The organism is Streptomyces sp. NPDC043996, from assembly GCF_056435225.1.
Genome location: NZ_JBWKEY010000010.1, coordinates 65,737 through 89,304 on the forward strand (window position 1 = coordinate 65,737; position 23,568 = coordinate 89,304).

Sequence of the window (23,568 nt, forward strand, 5' to 3'; positions counted from 1 at the left end):
GGAACCAACTCCCCCACCAAACCCGACACGCCCTCTGCCACCTCGACCGGAACGCCACGACCCGCATCCGCCAGCTCCACACCCAACTCGCCGCCCGCCGACCGCTCGCAGAGATCGAGGTCCACCCATGAGCAGCCCCGCCGAAGAGATCCGCACCGCAGCCCAGACCCTCCTCGACACCGCCGACGAGACCAGCCACGAGATCGAGATCAACACCTACTGGCACTCCCAGCTCGTGCCGCGCCCACACTGGTACTCGAACGGCATCGCGAACGCAGTCGGCGGCTCTGCCGGGAAGCTCGCCGGACTGTTCCCGCCTGAGGCAGCGCGCGCCCTGGCCCACTGGCTCCGCGACTCCGAAGTGATCATCTCCGACCACAAGCCCGAAGACCAGGAAACGTACGGCCGTCTCCCCCTCGCCGTGGCTCGCGCGATCAACGGGAGTCAGCCATGACGGGCCACCGCCGCGTCGCGCTCGCCTGCCGCGCCGGCGCCCTCCTCTGCGCCGCGGGCGCCGCGTACACCGGCCACCACCACGAGGTACTGCCCGTCCTCGGCTGCACCTACGGCGCCGTGCTCCTGGCGTGGTGCGGCCGCCGGGAGGCTGCGGTCGACCGGCGCGCACGCGTCGAGGCGCAGCGCGAATGCCTCGCTGCCCGCCCCAGCCCTGCGCCCCCGCTCGGCCCCGAGCTCATCGCCGACATCCACCGCGGCTGGGACGAGCTCACCACCGCCTGCTGCCTGCCCGCGTGGCTGTCCCGCGGGGCCGAGCACGACGGGGCGCACTGCACCCGAAAGGACCTCGCAGCATGATCAAGCCCGGCCAGACCTACCGCTCCTGCAACCCCCGCGACTCCATCCGCCTCCGCATCGAGGCCTACCGCCCCGGCGCCGGGCGCGCCCACGTCGTCGACGCCACCACCGGCAAACGGCCCCGGCAGATCCTCGTCCGACAGTTGCACGACAGCCCGCTCACCCGCGATGGCAAGCCCCGCCGCACCGGCTACGTGCTGGAGCAGCTGTGACCAAACGCATCCGCCTCGACGATCTCACCGACGACGCCCTCGACGCCCTACACGCCCGAGCCGAGACCGCCGAGGCCTGCCTCCGCCTCGCCCGCGAGGCCCTGGCTCGGGACGGGTACTTCGACTGGACCGAGATCGGCCCCGACATCGCACCTCGGATCAGGGAGTGGCTGGCCCACCACAACGCCCGCGTCGAGCACGCCGAGGCCGCGGCCGCCCGCCTCCACGAGGGCGAGGAACCCTACGAGGACCCGCGCGTCGAGCCGAGCAACGGCCAGTGGCTATACGGCTTCAACCGGCTCGACCCCGCCCGACGCCTGGAAGCCATCGGTGACATGCGACGCGAGGTACAGCGGGGCAGCGAGTGCTTCCTCATGGAACACGACACGCGGCTCAGGGATGACCGCAAGGCGTGGGTGATCGTCGCCCGGATCCGCGACGTTGTCGACGAGATGGAGCGGATCACCGGTGCTCGGCACTGGGCTCGGATCCTGCGCAGCGCTCTCGACAGGCCGGGCCCGGGAGCAGTCGAAGCGACCGAGGCCGCCCTCGATGAGCAGCCCGGCCCGGCAACGTCCGAGCCTCACACTGGCCTCATCATCGACCGCTACCGCACCGACCGGGGCGAGATCGCCTGGTGCTTCCGCTGCTGGGGCACCGACACCTGCGACGGCTGGCTGTCCCTCGACCACTTCAGCCAGCAATCCGCCGAGCGCGCCCGTGACCGGCACGTGTCCGAGGAGCACGCCGAGACCGGCCCGGCAGCGACCGAAGCGACCGAGCCCGACGACACAGACATGAGCGAGGCCGACATCGACCACGCCATGGCCACCGGCACACCCGTCACGATCGTCCCGCCGCCCCGGCCCACCCACGACGAGGGCCCGAGCGTCCGCGAATGCTCCACCGCCGACCGCAACTGGGACGTCGAGAAAGGCGGCGACCGATGACCACCTGCCCGCACTGCACCGACCGCGACCTCGACCACGGCGGGTTCCTCTGCGACCCCTGCATCCACACCACCAGCCGCCGACTCACCCAGCTCCCCGCCCTGTGGTCCGCACTCGCCGCGTTCCTCGCACCGAGCCCCACCACCCCGTTCATCAGCGGCCGCACCCCGCGCGCCGAAGCCCCGCTGCCTCTCCGGGAGGAGGTCCTGGATCTGCGCGCCGAGGGCGGCATCGTCGCCGTCCTCGAAGACTGGCGCGCCGCCGTCCACGACGCCCGCGGCATGGCCCCGCCCACCCGCGCCGTCGGCATCGAGCACCGCGTGACCATCGCCGCCACCGCTCTCGACGGACACCTCCCGTGGATCGCCCGCTGGTACGCCGGCCCCGACCTCGCGAGCGGCGTCCGCGAACTCGTCGGGCGGGCGTACGGCGTCATCCAGCCCGGCCGCGACCCCGACGAACCGCAGTACCTCGGCCGGTGCGTCGCCGAGAGCCCATCCGGAGTGTGCGGGCGCCCGCTGTACGCCTACCCGGACCGGACGGTGCAGTGCGAGTGGTGTCTGTGCGTGTACACCCCAGACCGGTGGCTCGCCCTCCGGCACTACCAGCCCGGCGCGACCGGCGACCGGCTCACCGCAGCCTGACAGCACACGGCCCGCCGCTCCCAACGGGAACAGCGGGCCCAGGTGTGAGTGCCCCCCTCACAGTGACGCGACACGACCGTACGCCCGCCCTGGTCAGTGCGTCCAGACTTCGGGTCCGCCGCCGCGCCACTCGATCAGCGGGGAGCGGACCACGTCCATCTCGTCCCACCCCTGGAGCCCGGCCTCCTGCATGAACGCGGCGACATCGCGCACGCTGAACGCCAGGCCGAGGATCTCCCCGCGCGCCGTCACCCGCCGGCCGCCCGTCGGTGACGGCGGGTGCACGACGATCGGGGCAGCGGTCATACCTCCAGCGTGCGCCGGACCGGGCGCTCCGGCACGCCGAGCCTTACTCGGCCGGGTCCTCCTCCGCGTGGCGCACCGCGGCCTTGACCGCCTGCTCCAGCTCGTATCGCGACATGGCCACGTCCTCGCGGGCGGCGTGCTCGGTGACTGCGGCCTGGAAGCGCTCGGCGGCGTCCCGCCAGGCGCGCCACTGCGCGTCGTACGCCTCGCCTTCGAGTCCGGCCAGCTTGGCTCGGGCCTCCTCGGAGGAACGTTCCAGCATGATCAGGTCATCGGGGAGATCTCTATCAGCCACGTGGCCAGATCCTAAGCCGCCACGCACACCACGCCAGCCGCGCGCGCCGAGGGGCACGCGAAAGCCCCGGCCGGTACGCCGGGGCCGATCGCGCGGCCTGCGGGAGCCGCTAGGCCTCCAGGTCCTGCCCGAGGTCCTCGGCAAGGATCTGCCGGACCCGCCCGAAGCTGATCCCCACCACCTTACCGATATCCCTGTAGGTCATGCCGTCGGCCCGCATTCGCCGGAAGATCTCCTTGCGCTCGGACCGGTACGCCGCCTCCATGGCATCCATCATCTCGGTCAGCTTGCGGAAGCGGACTGCGGGCGGCTCGGCCTCCAACGCATCGAAGAAGGCATCCAGCTCGGCGAGGGCGAACAGCGGGTTCGCCTCCACGCTCGCCCTCGGCTTCGGCTCGGGAACAGCCACTGCCCCCGGCCCGCTGATCCTGTTGCCGAGCGGACGGGCTTGCTCGATCGCTTCGGTCTCTGCAACGTAAGCGGCCTCGCGACTCGGGTGCCACTCGTCCTCGCGGCGGGCGACCTGCGGCCACCACGGCTTTGCACGATGCTTCTTCGCCCGACCCTTGGGGTCGTACGCCGACCCGATGTAGAGCAGCGTGCCGTCATCGGCGAACAGGCGGTACACGGCCGCCCGGCGTTCCGGCGCAGCAGCGGTTGGTACTGTCAAGGCAGTGCCTTCCTTGCTTGGGTTTCGGCGCTTACGGCCCGGGCGGTCTCGACACCGCTCGGGCTTCTCTCATTCGTTCGGCTTGGCCTTGTCGGCCTCGGCCTTGTTCTTCTTGCGCTGCGCCCCGCTCAGCCCCTTGCTGATCTGCTGCGCGCGCTCAGGCGTGACCTTGCCGATGATGCTGGCGATCTCTGGCCACGTCTTCTTGTGCTCGTCACGTAGCGTCTGGACGCTCTTCTCTCGGATCTGGCGCAGACGCGCGTGATAGTCCGGCCACTCCCTCAGAGCCTCGGACACGGCAGACGTTCGCTGCACCGGGTCCTCGATGGCTTCGAACGCCTCGATGGCATCCAACAGCCTCTTCACCTCCTTGGGTGTCTCTGCCACGTCCGCTCTCCCTCCTGCCTGAGAGCGCGACCGGAACACCCCAACCCTAGGGCTTGCCATTGAAGCAAGGCAAGCCCTAGGGTTTGTGCGGTGAGGCCGCGCTCCCTTCGGTCTCGTGCCCAACGAATAAGCCCCCGGCCCGGCGCTGGAACGCCATATGGGCCGGGGGCGGACCCACCACAACAGCGACGAAATGGCAGGTCCTAGCCGTGGATCGTATCCACCACACCGCGCCTCCTGAAGCCCCGCTGCCCGCCCCGCCCACGCCGTCGTACGCCGCGCAGGTCCTCACGACCGCGGCCGCCGAGCTGGAGCGCATGGGCGCCTCCACCCTCACCACCGAGCGCACGCTGCGCCGCGCCTTGACGGTCGCCGTCGCCGCCCGCCTCCACCGCCTCCCCACCGCCGTCGTCAACGCGGTCGTGAAGCGCGTGTGGGAGGCGATCCCCGCAGGCGTCGAGGGCAACACGCACCACGTCCAGGCCCAAGTCCTCCGCGGCGCCGCAAGGGGGCTCCGATGAACCAGCAGCCCACCGAAGCCGAGCGCATCGCCGCCCTCCAGCAGGCAGCCGCCAGGGACTACGCCCACGCGCACGACCCCGCCACCCAGGCCGCCGCACGCGACCAACTCGCCCTCGCCCGCGCCCACGGCGCCGAACAGGCCACCACCCCCGGAGGCACCAGGTGACCACCACCTTCGCCGAGCCCTGGCCCGACGGCGTCATCGCCCGCTACCTCACCGTCGCAGGCGCCACCGTCGAACTCATCGACGGCCCGAACTGGATCACCGGCACCTGCTCCGGATGCCCTGAGGAGACGTGGCCGAACAGCTTCCACTACGACCCCTCATGCAGCGGCCACCGCATGGAGACGTGGGTCAAGCAAGGGGCCACCGCGTGGGCCCAAGGCCACGCCGAGAAGTGCCGCGCGCTGCCCCGCCCCTGACGCACCGACCGGCCGGGCCCTCACCGCGCGGGCCCGGCCCCTCCACCCGGAGCCACACCGTGAAGACCCGTCTCCGCCGCCTCATCCACCGCGTCCCACGGCCGGGACGCCCGTCTCACCCCCCGTCTCACCACGTCCCATGGTGGGTCCGCTGGTTCACCAACGGCGGCCGCCCCCTCGTCGCCATCGTCGTCCTGATCATGTGCGCCCCCGGCGAACACCACCTCGCCGTCCTCGCCGGATGGGACACCCGTCTCGCCTGGGGCATGGCCGCCGTCCTCGCCGCCTACGCAGGCATCGCCGCCTCCGTCGCCAGCAACCGCCCCAAGGGCTCGCCCGGCAAGATCTCCGCCGTCGTCGGCGCGTTCGTCTCACTCGGCGCGGCGATGGCAGCTCAGCCCGTCTCACACCTGTTTGTCACCGGCTGGCTGTCCGCCACCCCACGGGCTCCGTGGCAGCTCGTAGTGGTCGTCTCATGCGTCCCACCGCTGGTGTTCGGGCACCTGCTCCACCTCGCCGCAACGCCCGTTGCGCGCCCCGCCCGGTCCGTCTCGCCGCGCGCGACGCCCACTGCCAAAGCTGTCTGGGCGCAGGCAGTCCCTGCTCACGCCCGGATGCTCCCCATCGTCCCGCCGGCCACCCACGAGACACCGCGAGACACCCACGCCAACCCTCCTTCCCACGCGTCGTGGCCGATCACCCCACCCCTCGGAGCCCGCCTGCTCGCGCTGGTGCCTGCGCCGCACGCTGAGACGGCCAAGACCAGCCTTGAGACGCACCGGTTCCTCACCACGAGCGAGGTAGCTGCGCGCCACGGAGTCGCCGTCTCAACGGTCCGCACGTGGAAGGACCGAGGCCGCATCCAGCCCGCGTTCGTCGACCCGCAGCGGGGCGCGATGTACGACCCTGAGACGCTGCCGTCCGCAGCCGCGGTCGGGTGATCGCGATGCCCGTGGACCTCGTCCTCGTTGCTGTCGCCGTGCTCGGCCTCACTCTCACTTCCACCGCTGCGGCCTGGGGCGAGCGCCACCCCCACCGGCTCCTCACCATCGCCCGCGCCACCGGCCTCGCCCTGGCCGCCCTGTGCCTCACCGCAGCCTTCCTCCTGTCGGTACTGCCATGACCGAGACCAGCCTCCTCAAGGACGCAGCCGACGCCTGGCACCTCGCCGTCATCACCGGCCTCACCAGCCCCACCGCCGCAATCCTCACCGAAGCCACAGCCCTCCTCCTCGCCGCCGCGGCCCTGGCTCACGGCCACCACCGCCCGGCCGCCACCCTCACCGCGGCCACTACCGCCAGCACGCTCGCCGCCCACCTCATCCACTAGGACCCCACGATGCCCACACCGCCCGCGCCGGGGCCCGACGAGCTCCGCGTCCGCGGCATCCTGCGCCGCCTCGGCGTCGGCACGGACGCCGAAGCTCCCGCCCCCGACCAGCCCGCGGCCAAACGCCCCCGGGACTGGCTCGACGACGTCACCGACGGCCGCATGGATCCCTCCCCGGCGCCACCCGCCCCACCGGAGCCCCCGCCCCCCGTCGAGGCCGAACAGGCGCCGCGGGCCCGGCCCGCCGCCCTGCCCCCCCGCAAGCCGGGCCGTCGGCGGGCAGCCCGTACGACCGACCAGGCCCCCATCGCCCCGCCGATCGCCAGCCCCCGCCGTTCCCTCATCGAAGCATGGGAAGGCGTCCCGCCCCGCCTGAAGTGGCTCGGCTACCACGCCAGCGCCGCCTACCTCGGCTGGGAACTCGGCCTCGTCGGCTTCTCCACCGACGTCGCCGCCTGGATCGCTGATCACGGTCTGCTCGACGCGCAGTCCGTGTTCTGGCTGGCCGTCGGCTTCGCGTGCGTGTGCACGTACCGCAACACGCAGCGCTGGTGGGTCCCCGCGGCCTGGCTCGGCGCCGTGCCCGTGTCCTCCGCCGTCGTCGGCGTGCTCCTCTACGGCAACCCCACCTAGGACCCCACCATGACCATCTTCGGCAACCTGGGCCCCGTCGGTCTCGCCGCGGTCCTCACCGTCCTGCTGCTCGTCGGCATCCCCGGCGGCGGCCAGCTCAAGCCCCTCGGCTGGTGGTGGACCCTCTTCTTCTCCATGCTCGCCGGGTCCTCGTACGCGGCTGCGGGCGGCATCTTCAAGATCGTGCCGGATCTCGTGGGCAGCTTGGTCGCAACCACCCGCCAAATCCTCCCCGGCCTCCAGATGCCCGCGCTCGCGCTCTGCCTGGCCATCGTCATCCTCTGGCGAAAGCTGACTACCAAGCAGGTCGGGGTCCTGGGCATCATCTTCTGGTACATCGCCTCAGGCGCAGGCGGCAGCTGGTCCTACGTGGCCGATGCGATCGCCAACGTCCGCACAGGCGTGTCCTGATGAAGCTCCGCAAGATCGTAAAGGCAGGGGAGCGACGCACACCGAATGAACCCTCCGGTTTGATCGGCCTGCTAATCGTCGGATCGCGCACTCTCCTGGCCCGCATCAACGCGCGCATCGGCACTGCGGCCACCTGGTGGTCTGCCGCCGTGGTGCTGTGGGCCGCCGTGTACTACCGGCCCTGGGCTGCCCCTGCCATCGCCGTCCCGTGGTGTGCAGCGGCGTGGATGCACGCCCCCGCCAAGGCCGCCGCGGACCTCGCGGCCCGGCCGCCGCGCGAGCGCGCTCCCCTGCCCGCCGACGAGACCGACGAGGCCCGCGAAGAGGCCCCCGCCGAGGACACCAGAGCGGACATCCCGACCGCCGCACGAGAGGCCGTCGGAGACGACCGCGGCGCCCTCCTCACAGTGCTCCGTGACCGCCTCGGCAAGCCCTCCACCCGGGCCGTGCGGGAGGCCCTCGCTGAGGCCGGCATCCCGGTCCGCGAGGGGGTGCGCACGCGGGCCGGGAACGGGCCCGGCGTCCACCGCGACGATCTGCCGCCCCTCCCCGCTGTCCCACCCGGGCCTCCTGTTGGGGGTGTTGCCGCAGATGAGAGCGCCAACGCCAACGCCAACAACACGCCCGTGGTCCACGTCCGAGAGGGGATGTCGATCATCAAGGACCCTGCTGACGCCCACCGCTACCACCGCATCCCGCCGAGCGGGAGCGCGTGATGCCGTACCTGTACCGGTGCTTCCAGTGCCACACCCTCGGCCTGGCCAGACGCGACCACCTGGAGGACGCCGAGGCCGACCGCGACGAGCACCGAGCTGCCGCCCACGGCGGCCACGCCCCGGCCGACGGCGACCGCATCGACCGCGTCCACCACGCCGCACGCGGCGACGGCCTCCTGCCGTCCGGGAGTTGCCTCGCCGCGCTCATCCTGCTCGCCCTCGTCCTCGCCGACTGCGCAGGCGTCGGCCACTGAAGGAGATCACCCATGAAAACCGTTCCCACCGAACCCGCCCGCAACAGCCAGACCTGCGGCTACCAGCTCTCCACCAACAGCTGGGACAGCCGCGCCTCCTACTGCGCCGAACCGAAAGCCCGCGGCCTCTACTACTGCCGCCCGCACCACGACTGGGTGGCCGCCGACACCGAGGACGGCGTCATCCGCATGGCCCCCGGCAACGCCATCGGCACCGGCTGACCGAACCAGACCCCGGGGCAGCCGCCCGCCTGCCAGCAGAACCGGCCGCCCCGGACCACCCGCCCCGCACGCGAGACAGGAGCACCATCGTGGCACCGCTGCCCCAGGACATGCCCATCCGGCCGCCCGACGGCACCGATCCCGAGCCGGACTTCGCCACCGACTACCAAGCCAGCCGAGGCGGCTACTACCCGACCGAGCCCCAGCCCGTACCCGGCACACCCCGGCAAGGCCCGCGAAGTTGACATGAGGGTGACAGAACCGCCGATTGCCCACCTACCACTACCTTCCGCTGCGAGACTGGCCCCATGAGCTACCGCCCCTACCCCGACCCCGACCGGGCGCTGAGGCAGATCGACCGCCACTACCCGGCGCCACCGCCCTCCGAGTTCCAGCTCCGGCTGGCCAGGGAAGCCAACGCCACCCTGGAACGCGCCCGCCAAGCGATGCAGCCCTTCACCGAAGCGCGGCTCCGGATGTGCCTCAACGCTCCGGCCGTGCTCGCTCGCATCTCTCCCACGGCCTCACGGTTCGCCGAGATGGCCAACGGCCGCGCCTCCACCTGATCCAGAGCATCCTGGCCCCGCCGTGCGTCCCTCGTTGCGGCGGGGCCTTCACCGTTCCTGCACGATCACGGGACGTGCGCCGCTACGCTCCGGGGCCACACCGTCCTCGGGGGGACCCATGCGCCGCACCAGCATCGCCGTACTCGCAGCCGCCGCACTCACATTGGCCGGCTGCTCCAGCTCTGACGACAGCGACCGCCCGAAGGCCACCGCGACCGTCACGAAGACGCCCAAGCTCTCGGCCGCCGAGCAGCGGGGGGCCTGCGTGGATGCGTGGGCGGACGTCCTCCTGGAGGACGAGGACGCGGAGTTGGAGCAGGAGCCTGAGGCGTGCGACGGCCTGCCGGAGGACGATCAACTGGACCGGTACATGGAGGGCTTGCAGAAGCGCAACGCGATCAACCGCGAGGCGCTGGGTGGCCTTCCGTAGCCGAGCGCGCAGCGGCCCCGCTCCGGTTGTCCGGGCGGGGCCTTCGTCATGCGGTGGGCTTGCGGTAGGCGTTCAGGCCGCGCCCGGTGTAGTTCGCCGAGGTCTCCATCGTTGGCCCGTTCCAGCCTGGCGACAGGATGACGCGCTCCTCGTCGGGCGCGAGCGGTGGCGGTTCGGGCATCGTGCCGCCCCTGCGGCGGAAGACGCGACGGAGAAGCGCTGTCAGGCTCATGGTGTGGGCTCCTCGTCCGGGCGCACCGGGCCCACGCCGTAGGTCGCGAGCGTGAGAAGCACGCCCTCCTCCATCAACGACTCATCGACCCCGCTGCGGCCTTCACTCACGGAAGCATGCCGGAACGCGCCGTCCTCGGCGAAGGTCACGATCATGCGGTGCTGGCCGCGTTGGGCGAAGAAGCCGCCGTTGTCGTGCGGGAGCACGGACCAGCCGTGCGAGATGGCCTCAGCGCGCGCCCGATCGGGCGTGAGGGGAAGGGTTGGAACCAGAACCGGGGCTCGCTCATGCGGTCTTCTCCTCGCTGCTCACCGGGCGCTCTGGCAGGTCGGCGCCCTCCTTGCCCACGTACCAGCGGATGAACTCCCGTACGACCCTGGTGCGCTCGCGGTCGCCCGCAGCCTCACCGAAGGGCTTCCACTCTTCCTCGGGGATACGGAGTTGACGGAGGGGTGTATGCCCCTCGGTGCGCTGCTTGGCCATGGCGGCAACTCTAGGCGTGTATATGCATGGAGTCCACCGAGAGGCTTGACGTGTATATACACGCCACTCTAGGCTGTGTATATACACAGAGCGCCAAGGGGGCACCATGAGGCACACCGCACGCGAGACCAGCACCACCACCCTCACTCGCCTCATCAAGGCCCTCGACGCCAAACAGCCCGTCACGATCACCTACATCAAGGCGGACGGATCCGAGACGGTCCGCACCATCGAGCTCTACGACATCACCGTGAGCGCGGCGGGCGACATCGTCCTCCGCGCCATGGACCGCGAGACCGGCGAAGCCCGGTCGTGGCGGCTGGATCGCATCGCGGCCTACACGATCCACAGGACCGTGTACGTCGTCGCCCGCCCGGCCAGCGACGAGCCCCGCTCCCCGCGCGGCCTCGCCACCATCACCGTGCTCTACCCCGTCGACCTCCCCGCCCTCGCCCGCGTCGACCTCCTCGCCGACGCCCTCGCCGCCTGACCGCACCTCAACGCACCACGCCCCGGAACGGAGCCCCCCGTTGCGCACCATCGAACTCGCCGCCATCGTCGCGGCCGGAACCGCCGCCGTCCTCGCCCCCATCGACCCCCAACCCCTCCGCAACCTCACCACCCCGCCCTCCGAGCCCACCCCGGAACCCGTCACCGAACCTGCCGCCGTCGCCAACTACGACCACTACGGGACCCTGTGGGGCTACGACACCGCCACCAAGGCCGAGGCCGACATCACACAGGCCCGCACCCAGGGCCACGCGATCGACGAGTGGAACGTGACCGACCGCGACGGCAACCCACTGCGCATCGTCCGTACCACCGACCCCACCTCCACGTTCCTCGGCGGCATCGACATCTCCGTCATCCCGGTGACGGACGCTCCCGCCCCAACGCCGGAGATCCTGGAAACCGTGCCCGCCAACGGGTGCCTCCTGGGTTACGACCGTCTCGCCATCGCCCCCAACGCCCCGCTGCCCGACGGCCGGACGATCGCCGTCATCGAGGACCCGCTGGGGTCGGCATGGCGAGTAACGGACGACCGGGGCGCGGTGCACTACCTGCACAAGCACGGTGACCTGGTCCGCTACACGTCCGGTGTCGTCGCGTTCATCGAGCCGGAGTGGGCGGGCTGGTCCTCCGACTGACCACCCGCAGACCGCCACAGGCCCGCCCCCGCCGCCCGGGAGCGGGCCTCCGCGCTGCACGCCACCGTCCGCCAGTTGCGCACCTCATTACCATCAAACCATGGCAACCGGTAACGCCCCACCCACGGACGGGCCCACACCCGTACCCGGCCAAGCCCGGGACGCCAAAGGCCGCATGACCACCACCATCGACCACGACCAACGCGCCGCCCACGCCGCCCGACTCCGCGCCGACAACCCGAAAATGACCTACCAACAGATCGCGGACGCCGTCGGCTACAGCAACAAGGGCGACGCCTGGCGTGCGGTGCAAAAGTGCCGCCAAGCCGTACTCCAGTCCGCAGGCGCCGAACTCATCGCCTCCGAGGCCGCGCAGCTCGACGACCTGTTCGTCGCCGCACTCGAAGTCCTGGAGCGAGACCACATCGTCGTGTCACACGGAAAGATCGTCTGCAGCGAGGACGGCCAGCCGCTGAAGGACGACGGCCCCAAACTGGCCGCAATCCGCGAAATGCGCATGCTCCGCGAGTCCTACCGCAAGCTGTACGGCCTCGACCAGCCCACCCAGGTCACCGTCTCCGGCGCCGTCCGCTACGAGGTCGTCGGCGTCGACCCCGCGGACCTCACGTGACGACCGCGCTCGACCAGGACGCCATCGTCCGGTACGAGCCCCGCGGCGCGGCGCGGGAGCTGTTCAAGACGCGCGACTCCGAGGTCTTCATGGCCGGGCCGGCGGGCACGGGGAAGAGCCTGGCGTGCTTGTTCCGGATGCACCTGACGGCCCTGCACAACCCGGGCGCCCGCTTTCTGATTTTCCGGAAGACCGCAGTGTCGCTGGGTGCGACGACGCTGGTCACGTGGGAGAAGAAGGTCGCGGCCGACGCGATTGCCCGCGGCATCGTCCGCTGGTTCGGCGGCAGTCCGCGCGAGGCGCCCGGGTACCGGTACTCCAACGGCTCGAAGATCGACGTCGCGGGCATGGACAAGCCCGAGAAGATCATGTCGGCGGAGTACGACCTCGTGTTCGGCGACGAGGCCACGGAACTCACCCTCACCGACTGGGAGTCCGTCGGAACCCGGCTGCGCAACGGCGTGCTGTCCTGGCAGCAGCAGATGGGCGCCTGCAACCCCGCCCACCCCTCGCACTGGATCAAGCAGCGGTGCGACCAGGGCCAGGCCACGATGCTCCTCTCGCGGCACCGCGACAACCCCGCGTACGTCAACGCCGACGACACCCTCACCGATCAGGGCCGCGACTACTTCGCGAAGCTCGACGCCCTCACCGGGGTGCGGCGCCTGCGGCTGCGTGACGGCATGTGGGCGGCCGCTGAGGGCCTGATCTACGAGGAGTGGGACGAGAGTGCCCACCTCATCGACCAGTTCAAGATCCCCGCGACGTGGACGCGGTGGATCACTGTGGACTTCGGGTTCACCAACCCGTTCGTCATGCAGTGGTGGGCCGAGGACGACGACGGGCGGCTGTTCCTGTACCGCGAGATCTACCGCACCCGCCGCCTCGTCGAGGAGCATGCCCGACAGGCCCGCTCTTTGATGATCTACCCGTCGGGGCAGTGGCGGGAGCCGCAGCCGCGCGGGGTGATCTGCGACCACGACGCCGAGGGCCGGGCCACGCTGGAGAAGCATCTCCAGCTCGGCACGCAGGCCGCGGAGAAGTCCGTGAGCCCAGGTATCCAGGCCGTGCAGTCGCGCCTGAAGCCGGCGGGTGATGGGCGGCCGCGGCTGTTCATCGTGCGCGGCGCGCTGGTGGAGCGGGATCCGGAGCTGGATGCGCTGAAGAAGCCCGCGTGCACGGAGGAGGAGGTCACGGGCTATGTGTGGGCGGTGAAGCCCGGGAACGCCGGCGGGCTGAAGGAGGAGCCGGCGAAGGAGCACGATCACGGGATGGACGCGCTGCGGTACATGGTCGCGGCGCGGGATCTGGTAGGCAGGCCGAGAGTGCGCTGGCTATGAAAACAGGAGGTCTTGCGGTGAAGTGGTCACATCTCGCACCACAGATTAAGAAACTCCTCTCAGGATGCTTGTTGACAGGAGGATTTACACTCGTCTCAACTGGGCTCGGCATGCGCTTCGGTCTCTGGACAGGCCTGCTCGCCGCCGGACTCTGCGCGATCGCCTACGAGTGGCACCTGAGCCGGCCGGACTGATGCAAGGGAGGGAACCGTGGGCAGAAGCTTCCTCGGCTCCCTCGCCGCCAGCACCCGGCAGCTCCGCAACCGCGCCCCCGTCCCGTACTCAAGCCGCTCCAACATCAGCATTCCGTGGCGGCAGCCCACCGGTGCTGAAGCGCAGATGCGGGCGATGGGCATGGTGGGCACGCTGTTCGCCATCGTCAACCGCACGTCGAACGCGACCGCGCAGGTCAACTGGCGCCTGTACCGCAAGGCCCCGTCCGGGCTGCCGGAGGACCGCACCGAGGTCGCACAGCACGCGGCCCTCGACCTGTGGAACAAGCCCAACAAGTTCTTCACCCGCCAGGAGCTGGTGGAGTCCGAGCAGCAGCACATCGACCTGACCGGTGAGGGCTGGCTGGTCATCGCCCGCAGTCCCCGATCCCCGATCCCGCTGGAACTGTGGCCCGTCCGCCCGGACCGCATCGCGCCAGTCCCGCATCCGGTGGACTTCATCTCCGGCTACATGTACACGGGCCCGGACGGGCAGGAGATCGCGCTGCGGGTCGAGGACGTCATCCAGATCCGCATGCCGAACCCGCTGGACCCCTACCGGGGCATGGGGCCCGTGCAGAGCGTGCTGACGGAGATCGACGCGGCGAAGTACTCCGCCGAGTGGAACCGCAACTTCTTCCTCAACTCGGCCGAGCCTGGCGGGATCATCGAGCTTCCCACCGTCCTTTCGGACCCCGAGTGGGATCAGCTCCAAGCGCGGTGGGCCGAGCAGCACAAGGGCGTCGCCAACGCCCACAGGGTCGCCTTCCTGGAACACGGCACCTGGAAGGACCGCAAGTACACCCAGCGCGACATGCAGTTCGCCGAACTCCGCACCATCTCGCGTGACGTCATCCGCGAAGCGTTCGGCGCGCCAGCGTTCGTCCTCGGCGAGGTCGGCGACGTCAACCGCGCCACCGCCGAGGCCTCGAAGGTCCTGTTCGCCGAGCAGCTGACGGTCCCGCGCCTGGAGCGCTTCAAGCAGGCGCTGAACAACGACCTCCTCCCGCTGTACGGGGCAGACGCCGCCCGCATGCTGGAGTTCGACTACGACGACCCGGTACCGGTTGACGCCGAGGCCAGAAACGCGGAGCTCACCGCGAAGGCCACGGCCGCCCGGGAACTCGTCGACGCCGGCTTCTACGCGCCCGACGTCCGCGAGGCCCTGGGCCTGCCGGATATGGCGTTCGGTCAGCCCAACGCCGACCCGGACCGCGAACTGCTCATCGAGGTGCTGAAGGGCGCCCCGGCGCAGCTCGGCCCGATGGTCCTGAAGATGCTCGGCTTCGACGTGCCCGAGCAGCCCACCCCCGCGGCTCCCGAGCCTGCCCCTCAGGCGCCCGCTGCCGCAGCGCGTCTGGACCTGCACCACCATGTGCCGTTCGCCCCTGCGTCCCGTCACCTGCCCTCGTACAACACCGTGCTGGCCCGGCCCCGCCCGCTGCCGCGCGCGGCAGCCGCCGAGCAGGATCTCGGCTCGGTGCGCGAGCAGTTCGAGGACGCGCTCGGCGCCCTGCTGGAGGCGTGGGAGCCGGTCGCCGAGGAGCAGTACGCGGAGCTGGAGCGGCAGATCGAGGAAGCCGTCGATTCCGACGCCCCGGACAAACTGGCTGGTCTGTCAGTAGCGTCCGACGAAGCAGCCCGCGTCCTGCGTGCGGCGCTCGCCGACATGGCCGAGACCGCAGCCGCGCAGATGGCCTCCGAGGCCGCCGAGCAGGGCGTGAAGGTCCGCCCGCCGAAGCTCGACAAGGGCCTGCGCAACGCGTTCGGTTCAGAGCTGGTGGAGATCGCCGCCGCGACCGCCGGTCTCCTCGCTGCAGACGTGGCCGCGGCGGCGGGCCGTGAGGCGCTGCGCCTGCTCGTGCCGGGCGCCTCCGGGGCGAGTGTCGCGGAGAAGGTCGGCGGGTTCCTGCGTGGGCTGAAGAACTGGTTCCGCCGCGACCAACTCGGCGGCGCCCTGCACCGGGCACAGAACGCCGGGCGCGTGGCAACGCTGCAAGCCGCCCCGGTGGCCCGGTACTTCGCCAGCGAGCGGCTCGACACGAATACCTGCGGCCCGTGCCACGAGGTCGACGGCATGGAGTTCGAGGACCTCGACGCCGTGCGCGCCGTGTACGGGGCGGGCGGCTACCAGGAGTGCGAGGGCGGAATCCGCTGCCGCGGCACGGTCACAGCGGTCTGGGACACCACGGAGGAGGCCTCGATGGGCCGCACGCGACGCTGCTGGAACACCGCGAGCCCCGAGCAGATCGCCGCCCGCGGCCGCGCCATGCGGCCCGCACTGCCCGCGCCCGGGGGCGAGGAGACCTGGTACCGGATCACCAACGCGGTGGACGAGCCCAGCGGCGAGCCGCTCGCGCAGGTGCACATCTATGGGGACATCGGGTCCTGGGGCATCACTGCGGCTGCGTTCGTGGAGGAGCTGAAGGCGGTCGACGCCGCCGAGATCCACCTGTTCATCAACTCCCCCGGCGGGGAGGTCTTCGACGGGCTGGCCATCCACAACGCGCTTCGTTCCCACCGGGCGCGGGTCATGGTGCAGGTCGATTCCCTCGCCGCGTCGATCGCCTCGGTGATCGCGATGGCCGGGGACCGGATCGTGATGTCCCCGCACTCGCAGATGATGATCCACGACGCGCAGGGCGTGTCCTGCGGCAGCCCGGAGGAGCTGCGCGAGTACGCCGACTTCCTGGACCGGCAGTCCGACAACATTGCCGCGGTCTACGCCGAGCGCGCGGGCGGCACGAAGCTGCAGTGGCGCAAGCGGATGCAGGCCGAGACCTGGTACTTCGCCGACGAGGCCGTGGAGGCCGGGCTCGCGGACGAGGTCACCGTGCCGCAGCGGGCGCCGGACGAAGAAGAGCCGGACGACCGGGCCCTCGCGGCGGCGTGGGACCTGAGCGTGTACAACTACGCACACACCAGCCGCGACGAGGCGCCCGCCCCGGAAATCCCCGCCGCAGCCACACCCCCGGCGGACTCCGAGCCGCCCGCCGCCAGCCCGACGGGCCCGACGCTCACCTTCAACGGCGCCACGTTCACCGCGGCCATCGCCGCCGCCCACGACCCGGGCCCCATGCCGCACTTCGAGGGCGGCCAGTTCCGCGACCTCATGGGCAGCGTCGCCAACACAGCTCCGGCGCCTCCCGAGCAGCGTCCACCCGCGGCCCTCCCAGCGGAGCCGGAATCCGCAGCCGAGCCGGAGCCTGCTCCTGCGGCACCCGCGGTCGTGATGCCCGCCTTCGACCCGGCCGCGTTCCGGACGGCCGCGCGCGCCGCCTTCGACCCGATGCCCGACTACGACCCCGACCGGCTCCGCGGTCTCATGGCCGGAGTCGCCGCCGACGCCCCCGCCACTCCGGCACCGTCCCGCCCGGGCCCGGCCGCCACGCACGCGCCCGCCGCGCCCGCCCCGGAGCCCCCGCGGTCCGACAGCGACGTCGCCGTCGACTACTTCCGCACCCTCCTGGCCAACGCCGCCACGAACCTTGCCGCCCCCGAACCGGCTGCGGCACCCGACCCGGCACCCGCCGAGCCGGTCCCAGCGATCGACAGACCCGCGTTCGAACGCAGCCTCAAGGAGGCACGACTGTGAGCACAGCAACCATCCCGGGGCAGCGCGAGACCATCCGGTCCGCCATGCGCCAGCGCATGATCCTGCGAGCCGGACTCGACCCCAGCGCGGTCGGCAAGGCCTACAACCGCCTGGCGGAGCCGCCCGCCCCGGCCGGCGGCATGGACCCCGAGCGGCTCGCCATCCCGACCGGGCAGGCGGAGCTGGAGGCGATGCTCACCGACTCCGCGCAGATGCAGCGCGTCTTCGCGGACAAGAACGGGGCGTTCGGTGAGTTCATCACCAACTACGCCAGGGCGGTGCACAACCGGGACCTGTCCATCGCGACGCAGGTCAAGGAGCAGACGGAGCAGATCCTCGCGAACTGGCTGCGGGAGAACCATCCCGAGGGCGTCGAGCGGATCGACCTCACCCCGCAGGCCGTGGTGAAGACCGGGAACGCCCGCAATCACCTGCACAACCCGAAGGCGATGGGCGCCGTCCTGGACCGCGAGTTCAAGAACAGCGCGGAGTACTTCCAGACGATCTGGCACAACGCGAACCGCACCGCGGACATGCAGGCGAAGCTGTCCCGGGTTCGCAACGCGTTCTCGTCGACGGTGCCGTCGGAGGGCGGGTTCCTGATCCCGGAGACGCTCCGCTCGGAGATGCTCGCGGTCGCCCTGGAGTCCTCGGTCGTCCGTCAACGGGCCCGCGTCATCCCGATGGAGACGCTGCGCGTGCCGTTCCCCGCGATCGACTCCACCAGCAACGTCAGCTCGGTGTACGGCGGTGTGGTCGGCTACTGGACCGAGGAAGGCGCGGCGCTCACCGCGTCGCAGGCGGCGTTCTCCCGGATCGTCCTGGACGCGAAGAAGCTCACGGCGTACACCGAGGTCCCCAACGAGCTGATCTCGGACAGCGCCATCAGCTTCCAGGCGTTCCTCGACCAGATCTTCCCCGAGGCTCTGTCCTTCTACGAGGACCTCGCCTTCCTCAAGGGCTCCGGCGTCGGCGAGCCCCTCGGCGCCCTCGACGCCAACAACGCCGCGACCATCTCCGTCCCCAAGGAATCCGGGCAGGCGGCGGACACGATCGTGTGGGAGAACATCGTCAAGATGTACGCCCGCATGCTGCCCAGCTCGCTGGACCGCGCGGTGTGGGTCTGCAGCATCGACACGTTCCCCGAGCTGGCCACCATGGCGCTGTCCGTGGGCACCGGCGGGTCGGCGATCTGGCTCAACAACGGCGTGCAGGGGCCGCCGATGACCATCCTCGGCCGCCCCGTGATCTTCACCGAGAAGGCTCCTGGCCTGCTCGGTGACCTCGGCGACATCTCGTTCGTGGACTTCGGCTTCTACCTCATCGGCGACCGCCAGGTCATGTCCGCCATGAGCAGCCCGCACTTCAAGTTCCAGAACGATCAGACGGCCTACCGCATCATCCAGCGCGTCGACGGCCGCCCCTGGCTCCAGTCCGCCGTCACCCCCCAGAACAACGGCCCGACGCTCAGCCCCTTCGTGCAGCTGGCCGCCCGCGCCTGACCCGCCAGCCCGGGCGGGCAGTAACGCCCCCGCCCGGGCCACATCCCAAGAGGCAATCAACCCCCTCCAGGAGGGCACATCATGCAGGCACTCGGCAGGCTGTTCGACATCGGCCTCGGCGCGCCCCCGGCCGCCACCAACGGCCTCGTCACCGGCAAGCGCGTCCACCTCCGCAACTGCGGCGGCGTCACCGTCGTCCTCGTCGGCGGCGTCGCCACCGGCGGCGACGACCTCCAGGTCGACCTTCAGCAGCACACCGTCGCCTCCGGCGGCACCCCCGCCGACCTCGACACGATCACCGAGTACTGGCTGAAGTCGGCTGTCGCGATCGACAACAGCGAGACGTGGACGAAGTACACGCAGGCCGCCGCGTCCGAGATCGCCGTCGCTGCGTCGGAGACCACCGACATCGAGCAGAACATCCTCGTCTTCGAGGTGGACTCCACCGAGCTGTCCGACGGCTACGAGTGGATCAGCGTCAACGTCCCCGACCTCGGCACGGGCGACAAGACCCTCTCCGTCCTGTACTTCATGCGCGACCTGAACGTCGGGCGCGCCCCCCACAACCTCCCTGCCCTGCTCACCTGAGGAGCCTCGACACATGTCTGTTCTGATTCAGGCGAACCAGCTCCGGCTGATCAACCTCGGGCAGCGCGCCTCCAAGAGCACCGGCACGCTCGCCGCGAGCACGGTGCCCCTGTTCACCGTGGCAGGCGGGCGCGTCGCCATCACCGCGGTCTACGGCGTCGTCGGCACCGCGATCACCGTCGCCAACAGCTACAAGCTCCAGCACAACCCCACCACCGGCACCACCGTGGACCTATGCGCCGCCACCGACATCGGCACCACCGACACCCCCGCCGGTGACCTCCTCGGCTTCACCGGTGCCGCCAACGCCACGGTCACCCGTGGCGGCTCCGTCGAGACACTCCGCGCTCCGATCGTGCTGGCCGTGGGCCAGGTGGAGTCCGTGTCTGCGGGCACGGACGGCGAGATCACGTGGGTCGTCAACTGGGTGCCGCTCGACGACGGCGCGACGCTGGCGGCGGCTTAGCCATGGCGCAGTGGAGGTGCCGGGGCTGCTCCGCGCGGTATGGCGCGCGGCTGTCCCGGTGCCCTCGCTGCGGCTCGAACGAGGGGCTGGAGATGGCGCTCAACAGGTGCATGGGGTGCACGGCCCGGTTCGCGGTCGGGCTGAAGCGGTGTCCCCACTGCAGTTCGAAGGACTTCCACGAGGACGGAGCCGAAGCCGTGCCGAAGATCAGCCGTAGCGCGGGGGCCAGTGTCGCGGGCGCCGAAACTGCCCCGGAGCCTGAGGACGCCGAGGTAGAGAGCGGGCCTGTGAAGTCCGCGGAGGAGTCCGCAGCTCCTGCGGCAGAGCAGGAGCGAAGTGAGGAACCGTCACCTGAGGACAGCGCCTCGTCGGCGCCCGAGCAGCCCGAGTTGGCGCCGGCGCCGTACTGCGAGGCCTGGACCGTCGAGCAGCTCAAGACGGAACTCGGCGAGCGCAACCTCTCGAAGGCGGGCAGGCGAGACGACCTCGTGCTCCGGCTCCTTGAGGACGACGACGCACGCGCAGCCGCCGACGTCTCCTCCACGTCAGCGCAGGACACGGAGTAGATCATGACCGTCGGATTCTCCACCGCGGCGGCGAACACGCACCTGGACAACCAGGGCACCTCTTACCCGTGGGTCAAGTTGCACGTCGGGGACCCCGGCGCTGCGGGCACCGCGAACGCCGCCGTCGAGACGACCCGTAAGCAGGCGACGTGGGGCTCCGCGTCCGGGGCCGCGAAGACGACGACCGCTGACCTGGTCTGGACGAACGTCGCTGGCTCGGAGGACTACACGCACTTCTCGCTCTGGTCCGCGTCGACCGCCGGGAACTTCGGCGGGTCCGGAACGGTGACGGCGAACGCGGTCACGGCGGCCGACACGTTCACGATCCCTGCCGGAGACCTCGACCTCACCCTGCCCGTCGCCTCGTAACCAGCCAGCAGCCCCGCACGAGAAGGAGGTGAACCCTTGTCCACACGATTCGACGCCGCGAGCGACCGCATCTCCTACGCAGGAACGATGTTCGCGGTCGGGTCCGGGGTCACCATCACCGCGTGGGCCTACGTGTCGGTCGACACGAACGACTTCGCCACGATCAGCCGCCTGCACGCTTCATCGGGCGCCTCGACGATCGTGACGTGGGCGACGAGCAGTGACGGTCTAGGCGGCCCGAACTACTTCACCGGTGGAGGCACGGTCTCCAACGCCACCGGCATGGCGGTCGGCGCGTGGCGGAAGATCGCCATCTCGTGCGCCGGGACCACCGGAAAGATCTACATCGCCACCGTCGGCGGCGCGACCGAGGCCGACTCCGGCACGGTGGGCGTCGGCACAGCAGACGGGATCACCCTCGGCGGCCGCGCGCCAGGAGACTCAGGCGAGTCGTTCAACGGGCGCCTCGCCTACGTCCGGGTGTGGACGGCCGAGCTGACGCAGGCGGACATCGAAGCCGAGTGGGCGAGCACCACCCCCGTCCGCACCGCGGGCCTGTGGGCCAACTGGCCGCTGACCGACTCCACCGATCTGACCGACCACTCCGGCAACGGCCGCAACCTCAGCGCTGGCACGACGGCGGTGTCCACCGAGGACAATCCACCGCTCACGACCAACGTCACCGGCAGCGGCCTCGCGGCATTCGGCGGCCTCGGCGCCACCGTCGCAGGCGTGCGCACCGTCAGCGGCAGCGCGGCCAGTGCGTTCGGCGCGCTCGCTGGCGCCGCGGCTGGGACGCGCACGGTGCGGGGTGCAGCCTTGTCGGCCTTCGGCGCGCTTGGTGGGGTGTCGGCTGGTCTTCGCAAGGTGGTCGGCTCTGCGGCTGCGCAGTTCGGAGGCATGTCTGCCACGGCGGTCTCTCCCTCCCACGTTGCTGGCGCCGCCAGCGCCGAGTTCGGCGCGCTCACCGGGACGGCCAGCGGCGGGGTCCCGGCCGTCCCGGGGTCGGGGTCTTGGTACGGGCTGCTCGACATCCTGAGGGAGGGCGCGCGGCAGTACCGCGAGGAGCTCGATCGCCTGCCCGAAGCATGCCTCGACTGCGGGGAGCCCCTGCATACGGGCCCGCGCGGAGAGCTGTACTGCCGGTTCGACGGCTCGATGTGGGCCGCGGGCGGCCGCCGGGTCGGTCAGGTCGACCCTCTCCTGACGGGGAGGTGGTGACGATGCAGCCCTGGTACGCCACCCGCGAGGAGGTCAAGGCGGAGTTGGACGTGCGGGAGACCGCGCGCAGCAACGCCCGGATCGACCGCGTTCTCGCAGACTCGACCGAGGCCATACACGGCCTGTGCCACCGGATCTTCTACCCGGTCGTGGCCACCCGCTACTTCGACTGGCCCAACAGCCAGTCCGGTACGTCGTGGCGGCTGTGGCTGGATGCCAGTGAGATCCTCTCCGTCACCACCCTCGTCTCCGGCGGCGTCACGATCCTGCCGACCGACTACTTCCTGGAACCCAACGTCTACGGGCCGCCGTACAACCGGATCGAGATCGACCTCGCTTCCAGCGCGGCGCTCGGCGGCGGGGACACTCACCAGCGGGACGTCGGCATCAGCGGCGTGTGGGCAGGCTGCCCTCTCGCTGAGACGCAAACGGGGGCCATCGTCGAGGCTCTCGACGCGTCGGAGACGGGCATCGATGTGGACGCCGCCACCTCGGCCGCGGTCGGCGTCGGCTCGCTGCTGCGTATCGACAGCGAGCGTGTCATCGTCACCGGCCGCGCGAACCTCGACACCGGCCAGACCCTCGGCGGCGCGGGCCTGACCAACCAGAACAGCGCCGTGGCCGTCACCGTCGCCTCTGGCGCCGCGTTCGCGGCCGGGGAGACGATCCTCATCGACGCCGAACGCATGCGCGTCGACGACATCGCAGGCAACAGCCTCGTCGTGACCCGGGCCTGGGACGGCTCCACCATCGCCGCCCACACCGTCGGGGCCGCGATCTACGCGCCGCGCACCCTGACTGTGGAGCGCGGCGCGCTCGGCACCACCGCCTCCACACACTCCACCGCCGCGAGCGTCCTGCGGTGGGACCCACCCGGGCCCGTCCGCCAGCTCTGCGTGGCCGAGGCCCTCACCAGCCTCCTCCAGGGCCGCTCCGGGTACGCGCGGACGGCCGGGAGCGGGGAGTACGAGCGCGAGACCACCGCCCGCGGGCTCAAGGACTTGCGGGAGCGCGTGTACGTCAGCCACGGGCGCAAAGCCCGGGTCAGGAGCGTGTGATGCTGCTCGACGTATCCACGCGCGCGACCGGGCCGCTCTTCGACGGCCGTGCGCGGGCCCTCGCGAACCGGTATGTGGATCACCTGGAGCGGCATCTCGCCGAGGAGGGCCTGAACATCCTCCGCGGCGAGATGCACCGCGTGTTCCGGAACCCGACGGGCTACTACGAGTCCCGGTGCCGGGTCGAGGACGGGCGCCGGATCACGGACAGCCGGGTCGTGTACGGGCCCTGGCTGGCCGGGGTGGGCAGCAGGAACTTCCCGGTGACCCGGTTCAAGGGGTACGACCACTGGACCATCACCCGGGACAAGCTGAACCAGCGCAAGGTCGGCATCGGCGAGCGGCTGCTGCGCCGGTACACGGGGCGGATGTGA

The 23,568-nt window shown here is 71.0% G+C and carries 39 protein-coding genes; 32 read left to right on the forward strand and 7 right to left on the reverse strand.

What is annotated here, in order from left to right:
- The first annotated feature begins 127 nt into the window (after positions 1-127).
- From AC07A4_RS25555 to AC07A4_RS25575, 5 genes are read left to right on the forward strand one after another with little or no spacing between them, the layout of a single operon-like run.
- Entirely contained in the window at positions 128-454 is a 327-nt protein-coding gene (locus AC07A4_RS25555; protein WP_478602600.1) for a hypothetical protein, read from the forward strand.
- The gene (locus tag AC07A4_RS25560; RefSeq protein ID WP_478602602.1) at positions 451-813 is read left to right on the forward strand and encodes a hypothetical protein; all 363 of its coding nucleotides are present in this window, start codon (positions 451-453) and stop codon (positions 811-813) included. Before AC07A4_RS25555 ends, AC07A4_RS25560 begins: the two co-directional genes overlap by 4 nt.
- Positions 810-1,025 (forward strand): hypothetical protein, encoded by a 216-nt coding sequence (locus AC07A4_RS25565; RefSeq protein ID WP_478602604.1) that lies wholly within the window; start codon positions 810-812, stop codon positions 1,023-1,025. Before AC07A4_RS25560 ends, AC07A4_RS25565 begins: the two co-directional genes overlap by 4 nt.
- Positions 1,022-1,975, forward strand: coding sequence for a hypothetical protein (locus AC07A4_RS25570; RefSeq protein ID WP_478602606.1), 954 nt, complete (start codon positions 1,022-1,024; stop codon positions 1,973-1,975). Before AC07A4_RS25565 ends, AC07A4_RS25570 begins: the two co-directional genes overlap by 4 nt.
- Positions 1,972-2,619: a hypothetical protein gene (locus tag AC07A4_RS25575; RefSeq protein ID WP_478602608.1), complete on the forward strand. Its 648-nt coding sequence runs from the start codon at positions 1,972-1,974 to the stop codon at positions 2,617-2,619. The genes AC07A4_RS25570 and AC07A4_RS25575 overlap by 4 nt, the downstream gene beginning before the upstream one ends.
- A 93-nt stretch (positions 2,620-2,712) precedes the next feature.
- Here the strand turns inward: AC07A4_RS25575 and AC07A4_RS25580 are convergent, their stop codons facing one another.
- The 4 genes from AC07A4_RS25580 to AC07A4_RS25595 form a co-directional block, all read right to left on the reverse strand.
- Positions 2,713-2,925: a hypothetical protein gene (locus AC07A4_RS25580; RefSeq protein WP_478602610.1), complete on the reverse strand. Its 213-nt coding sequence runs from the start codon at positions 2,923-2,925 to the stop codon at positions 2,713-2,715.
- Between the two features lie 43 nt (positions 2,926-2,968).
- The gene (locus tag AC07A4_RS25585; RefSeq protein WP_478602612.1) at positions 2,969-3,220 is read right to left on the reverse strand and encodes a hypothetical protein; all 252 of its coding nucleotides are present in this window, start codon (positions 3,218-3,220) and stop codon (positions 2,969-2,971) included.
- A gap of 109 nt (positions 3,221-3,329) precedes the next feature.
- Positions 3,330-3,890: a sigma factor-like helix-turn-helix DNA-binding protein gene (locus AC07A4_RS25590; RefSeq protein WP_478602614.1), complete on the reverse strand. Its 561-nt coding sequence runs from the start codon at positions 3,888-3,890 to the stop codon at positions 3,330-3,332.
- Between the two features lie 69 nt (positions 3,891-3,959).
- Positions 3,960-4,277, reverse strand: a complete 318-nt coding sequence (locus AC07A4_RS25595) for a hypothetical protein (RefSeq protein WP_478602616.1) — start codon at positions 4,275-4,277, stop codon at positions 3,960-3,962.
- 209 nt (positions 4,278-4,486) lie between these two features.
- On the opposite strand from AC07A4_RS25595, the gene AC07A4_RS25600 reads away from it, so the two are divergent.
- From AC07A4_RS25600 to AC07A4_RS25665, 14 genes are all read left to right on the forward strand, one after another.
- Complete coding sequence (locus AC07A4_RS25600; RefSeq protein WP_478602618.1) at positions 4,487-4,798, forward strand: hypothetical protein; 312 nt, start codon at positions 4,487-4,489, stop codon at positions 4,796-4,798.
- Positions 4,795-4,965 carry a hypothetical protein gene (locus AC07A4_RS25605; RefSeq protein ID WP_478602620.1) on the forward strand — a complete coding sequence of 57 codons (171 nt, stop codon included), beginning with the start codon at positions 4,795-4,797 and terminating at the stop codon, positions 4,963-4,965. Before AC07A4_RS25600 ends, AC07A4_RS25605 begins: the two co-directional genes overlap by 4 nt.
- A complete protein-coding gene (locus tag AC07A4_RS25610; protein ID WP_478602622.1) occupies positions 4,962-5,222 on the forward strand; it encodes a hypothetical protein in 261 nt (86 codons plus the stop codon). The genes AC07A4_RS25605 and AC07A4_RS25610 overlap by 4 nt, the downstream gene beginning before the upstream one ends.
- Positions 5,223-5,281: 59 nt before the next feature.
- Complete coding sequence (locus AC07A4_RS25615; RefSeq protein WP_478602624.1) at positions 5,282-6,163, forward strand: MerR family transcriptional regulator; 882 nt, start codon at positions 5,282-5,284, stop codon at positions 6,161-6,163.
- A 5-nt stretch (positions 6,164-6,168) separates the two neighbouring features.
- Positions 6,169-6,345: a hypothetical protein gene (locus tag AC07A4_RS25620; protein ID WP_478602626.1), complete on the forward strand. Its 177-nt coding sequence runs from the start codon at positions 6,169-6,171 to the stop codon at positions 6,343-6,345.
- On the forward strand, positions 6,342-6,551 hold the full coding sequence (locus AC07A4_RS25625) for a hypothetical protein (protein WP_478602628.1): 210 nt from the start codon (positions 6,342-6,344) through the stop codon (positions 6,549-6,551). Before AC07A4_RS25620 ends, AC07A4_RS25625 begins: the two co-directional genes overlap by 4 nt.
- A 9-nt stretch (positions 6,552-6,560) precedes the next feature.
- Entirely contained in the window at positions 6,561-7,184 is a 624-nt protein-coding gene (locus AC07A4_RS25630) for a hypothetical protein (protein ID WP_478602630.1), read from the forward strand.
- A gap of 9 nt (positions 7,185-7,193) precedes the next feature.
- A complete protein-coding gene (locus AC07A4_RS25635; protein WP_478602632.1) occupies positions 7,194-7,595 on the forward strand; it encodes a hypothetical protein in 402 nt (133 codons plus the stop codon).
- A 59-nt stretch (positions 7,596-7,654) separates the two neighbouring features.
- On the forward strand, positions 7,655-8,311 hold the full coding sequence (locus AC07A4_RS25640; protein ID WP_478602634.1) for a hypothetical protein: 657 nt from the start codon (positions 7,655-7,657) through the stop codon (positions 8,309-8,311).
- Positions 8,311-8,565 (forward strand): hypothetical protein, encoded by a 255-nt coding sequence (locus tag AC07A4_RS25645; protein ID WP_478602636.1) that lies wholly within the window; start codon positions 8,311-8,313, stop codon positions 8,563-8,565. Before AC07A4_RS25640 ends, AC07A4_RS25645 begins: the two co-directional genes overlap by 1 nt.
- 12 nt (positions 8,566-8,577) lie before the next feature.
- Entirely contained in the window at positions 8,578-8,787 is a 210-nt protein-coding gene (locus AC07A4_RS25650; RefSeq protein WP_478602638.1) for a hypothetical protein, read from the forward strand.
- A gap of 89 nt (positions 8,788-8,876) precedes the next feature.
- Positions 8,877-9,032: a hypothetical protein gene (locus AC07A4_RS25655; RefSeq protein WP_478602640.1), complete on the forward strand. Its 156-nt coding sequence runs from the start codon at positions 8,877-8,879 to the stop codon at positions 9,030-9,032.
- 63 nt (positions 9,033-9,095) lie between these two features.
- The gene (locus AC07A4_RS25660) at positions 9,096-9,353 is read left to right on the forward strand and encodes a hypothetical protein (RefSeq protein WP_478602641.1); all 258 of its coding nucleotides are present in this window, start codon (positions 9,096-9,098) and stop codon (positions 9,351-9,353) included.
- Positions 9,354-9,471: 118 nt separating this feature from the next.
- Positions 9,472-9,783 (forward strand): hypothetical protein, encoded by a 312-nt coding sequence (locus AC07A4_RS25665; RefSeq protein ID WP_478602643.1) that lies wholly within the window; start codon positions 9,472-9,474, stop codon positions 9,781-9,783.
- A gap of 46 nt (positions 9,784-9,829) precedes the next feature.
- Here the strand turns inward: AC07A4_RS25665 and AC07A4_RS25670 are convergent, their stop codons facing one another.
- From AC07A4_RS25670 to AC07A4_RS25680, 3 genes are all read right to left on the reverse strand, one after another.
- A complete protein-coding gene (locus AC07A4_RS25670; RefSeq protein WP_478602644.1) occupies positions 9,830-10,015 on the reverse strand; it encodes a hypothetical protein in 186 nt (61 codons plus the stop codon).
- Positions 10,012-10,221 carry a hypothetical protein gene (locus tag AC07A4_RS25675; protein WP_478602645.1) on the reverse strand — a complete coding sequence of 70 codons (210 nt, stop codon included), beginning with the start codon at positions 10,219-10,221 and terminating at the stop codon, positions 10,012-10,014. The genes AC07A4_RS25670 and AC07A4_RS25675 overlap by 4 nt, the downstream gene beginning before the upstream one ends.
- A gap of 79 nt (positions 10,222-10,300) precedes the next feature.
- A complete protein-coding gene (locus tag AC07A4_RS25680) occupies positions 10,301-10,498 on the reverse strand; it encodes a hypothetical protein (protein ID WP_478602647.1) in 198 nt (65 codons plus the stop codon).
- A gap of 106 nt (positions 10,499-10,604) precedes the next feature.
- Between AC07A4_RS25680 and AC07A4_RS25685 the strand changes: the two genes are divergently transcribed.
- The 13 genes from AC07A4_RS25685 (at position 10,605) to AC07A4_RS25745 (ending at position 23,568) form a co-directional block, all read left to right on the forward strand.
- Entirely contained in the window at positions 10,605-10,988 is a 384-nt protein-coding gene (locus AC07A4_RS25685; protein ID WP_478602649.1) for a WYL domain-containing protein, read from the forward strand.
- A 40-nt stretch (positions 10,989-11,028) separates the two neighbouring features.
- Positions 11,029-11,646, forward strand: coding sequence for a hypothetical protein (locus AC07A4_RS25690; RefSeq protein ID WP_478602650.1), 618 nt, complete (start codon positions 11,029-11,031; stop codon positions 11,644-11,646).
- Positions 11,647-11,746: 100 nt separating this feature from the next.
- A complete protein-coding gene (locus AC07A4_RS25695; RefSeq protein WP_478602652.1) occupies positions 11,747-12,277 on the forward strand; it encodes a hypothetical protein in 531 nt (176 codons plus the stop codon).
- Positions 12,274-13,617: a phage terminase large subunit gene (locus AC07A4_RS25700; RefSeq protein WP_478602654.1), complete on the forward strand. Its 1,344-nt coding sequence runs from the start codon at positions 12,274-12,276 to the stop codon at positions 13,615-13,617. The genes AC07A4_RS25695 and AC07A4_RS25700 overlap by 4 nt, the downstream gene beginning before the upstream one ends.
- Positions 13,618-13,827: 210 nt before the next feature.
- The gene (locus AC07A4_RS25705) at positions 13,828-17,424 is read left to right on the forward strand and encodes a head maturation protease, ClpP-related (protein WP_478602656.1); all 3,597 of its coding nucleotides are present in this window, start codon (positions 13,828-13,830) and stop codon (positions 17,422-17,424) included.
- On the forward strand, positions 17,421-18,926 hold the full coding sequence (locus tag AC07A4_RS25710) for a phage major capsid protein (protein WP_478602657.1): 1,506 nt from the start codon (positions 17,421-17,423) through the stop codon (positions 18,924-18,926). Before AC07A4_RS25705 ends, AC07A4_RS25710 begins: the two co-directional genes overlap by 4 nt.
- 81 nt (positions 18,927-19,007) lie before the next feature.
- On the forward strand, positions 19,008-19,514 hold the full coding sequence (locus AC07A4_RS25715) for a hypothetical protein (RefSeq protein ID WP_478602659.1): 507 nt from the start codon (positions 19,008-19,010) through the stop codon (positions 19,512-19,514).
- 13 nt (positions 19,515-19,527) lie between these two features.
- Positions 19,528-19,980 (forward strand): hypothetical protein, encoded by a 453-nt coding sequence (locus AC07A4_RS25720; RefSeq protein WP_478602661.1) that lies wholly within the window; start codon positions 19,528-19,530, stop codon positions 19,978-19,980.
- 92 nt (positions 19,981-20,072) lie between these two features.
- Positions 20,073-20,546: an SAP domain-containing protein gene (locus AC07A4_RS25725; protein ID WP_478602663.1), complete on the forward strand. Its 474-nt coding sequence runs from the start codon at positions 20,073-20,075 to the stop codon at positions 20,544-20,546.
- Positions 20,547-20,549: 3 nt separating this feature from the next.
- Entirely contained in the window at positions 20,550-20,915 is a 366-nt protein-coding gene (locus tag AC07A4_RS25730; RefSeq protein ID WP_478602665.1) for a phage tail fiber protein, read from the forward strand.
- Between the two features lie 36 nt (positions 20,916-20,951).
- Positions 20,952-22,136, forward strand: a complete 1,185-nt coding sequence (locus AC07A4_RS25735) for a LamG-like jellyroll fold domain-containing protein (RefSeq protein ID WP_478602667.1) — start codon at positions 20,952-20,954, stop codon at positions 22,134-22,136.
- Positions 22,133-23,194, forward strand: a complete 1,062-nt coding sequence (locus AC07A4_RS25740; protein ID WP_478602669.1) for a hypothetical protein — start codon at positions 22,133-22,135, stop codon at positions 23,192-23,194. The genes AC07A4_RS25735 and AC07A4_RS25740 overlap by 4 nt, the downstream gene beginning before the upstream one ends.
- A complete protein-coding gene (locus tag AC07A4_RS25745) occupies positions 23,194-23,568 on the forward strand; it encodes a hypothetical protein (RefSeq protein ID WP_478602671.1) in 375 nt (124 codons plus the stop codon). Before AC07A4_RS25740 ends, AC07A4_RS25745 begins: the two co-directional genes overlap by 1 nt.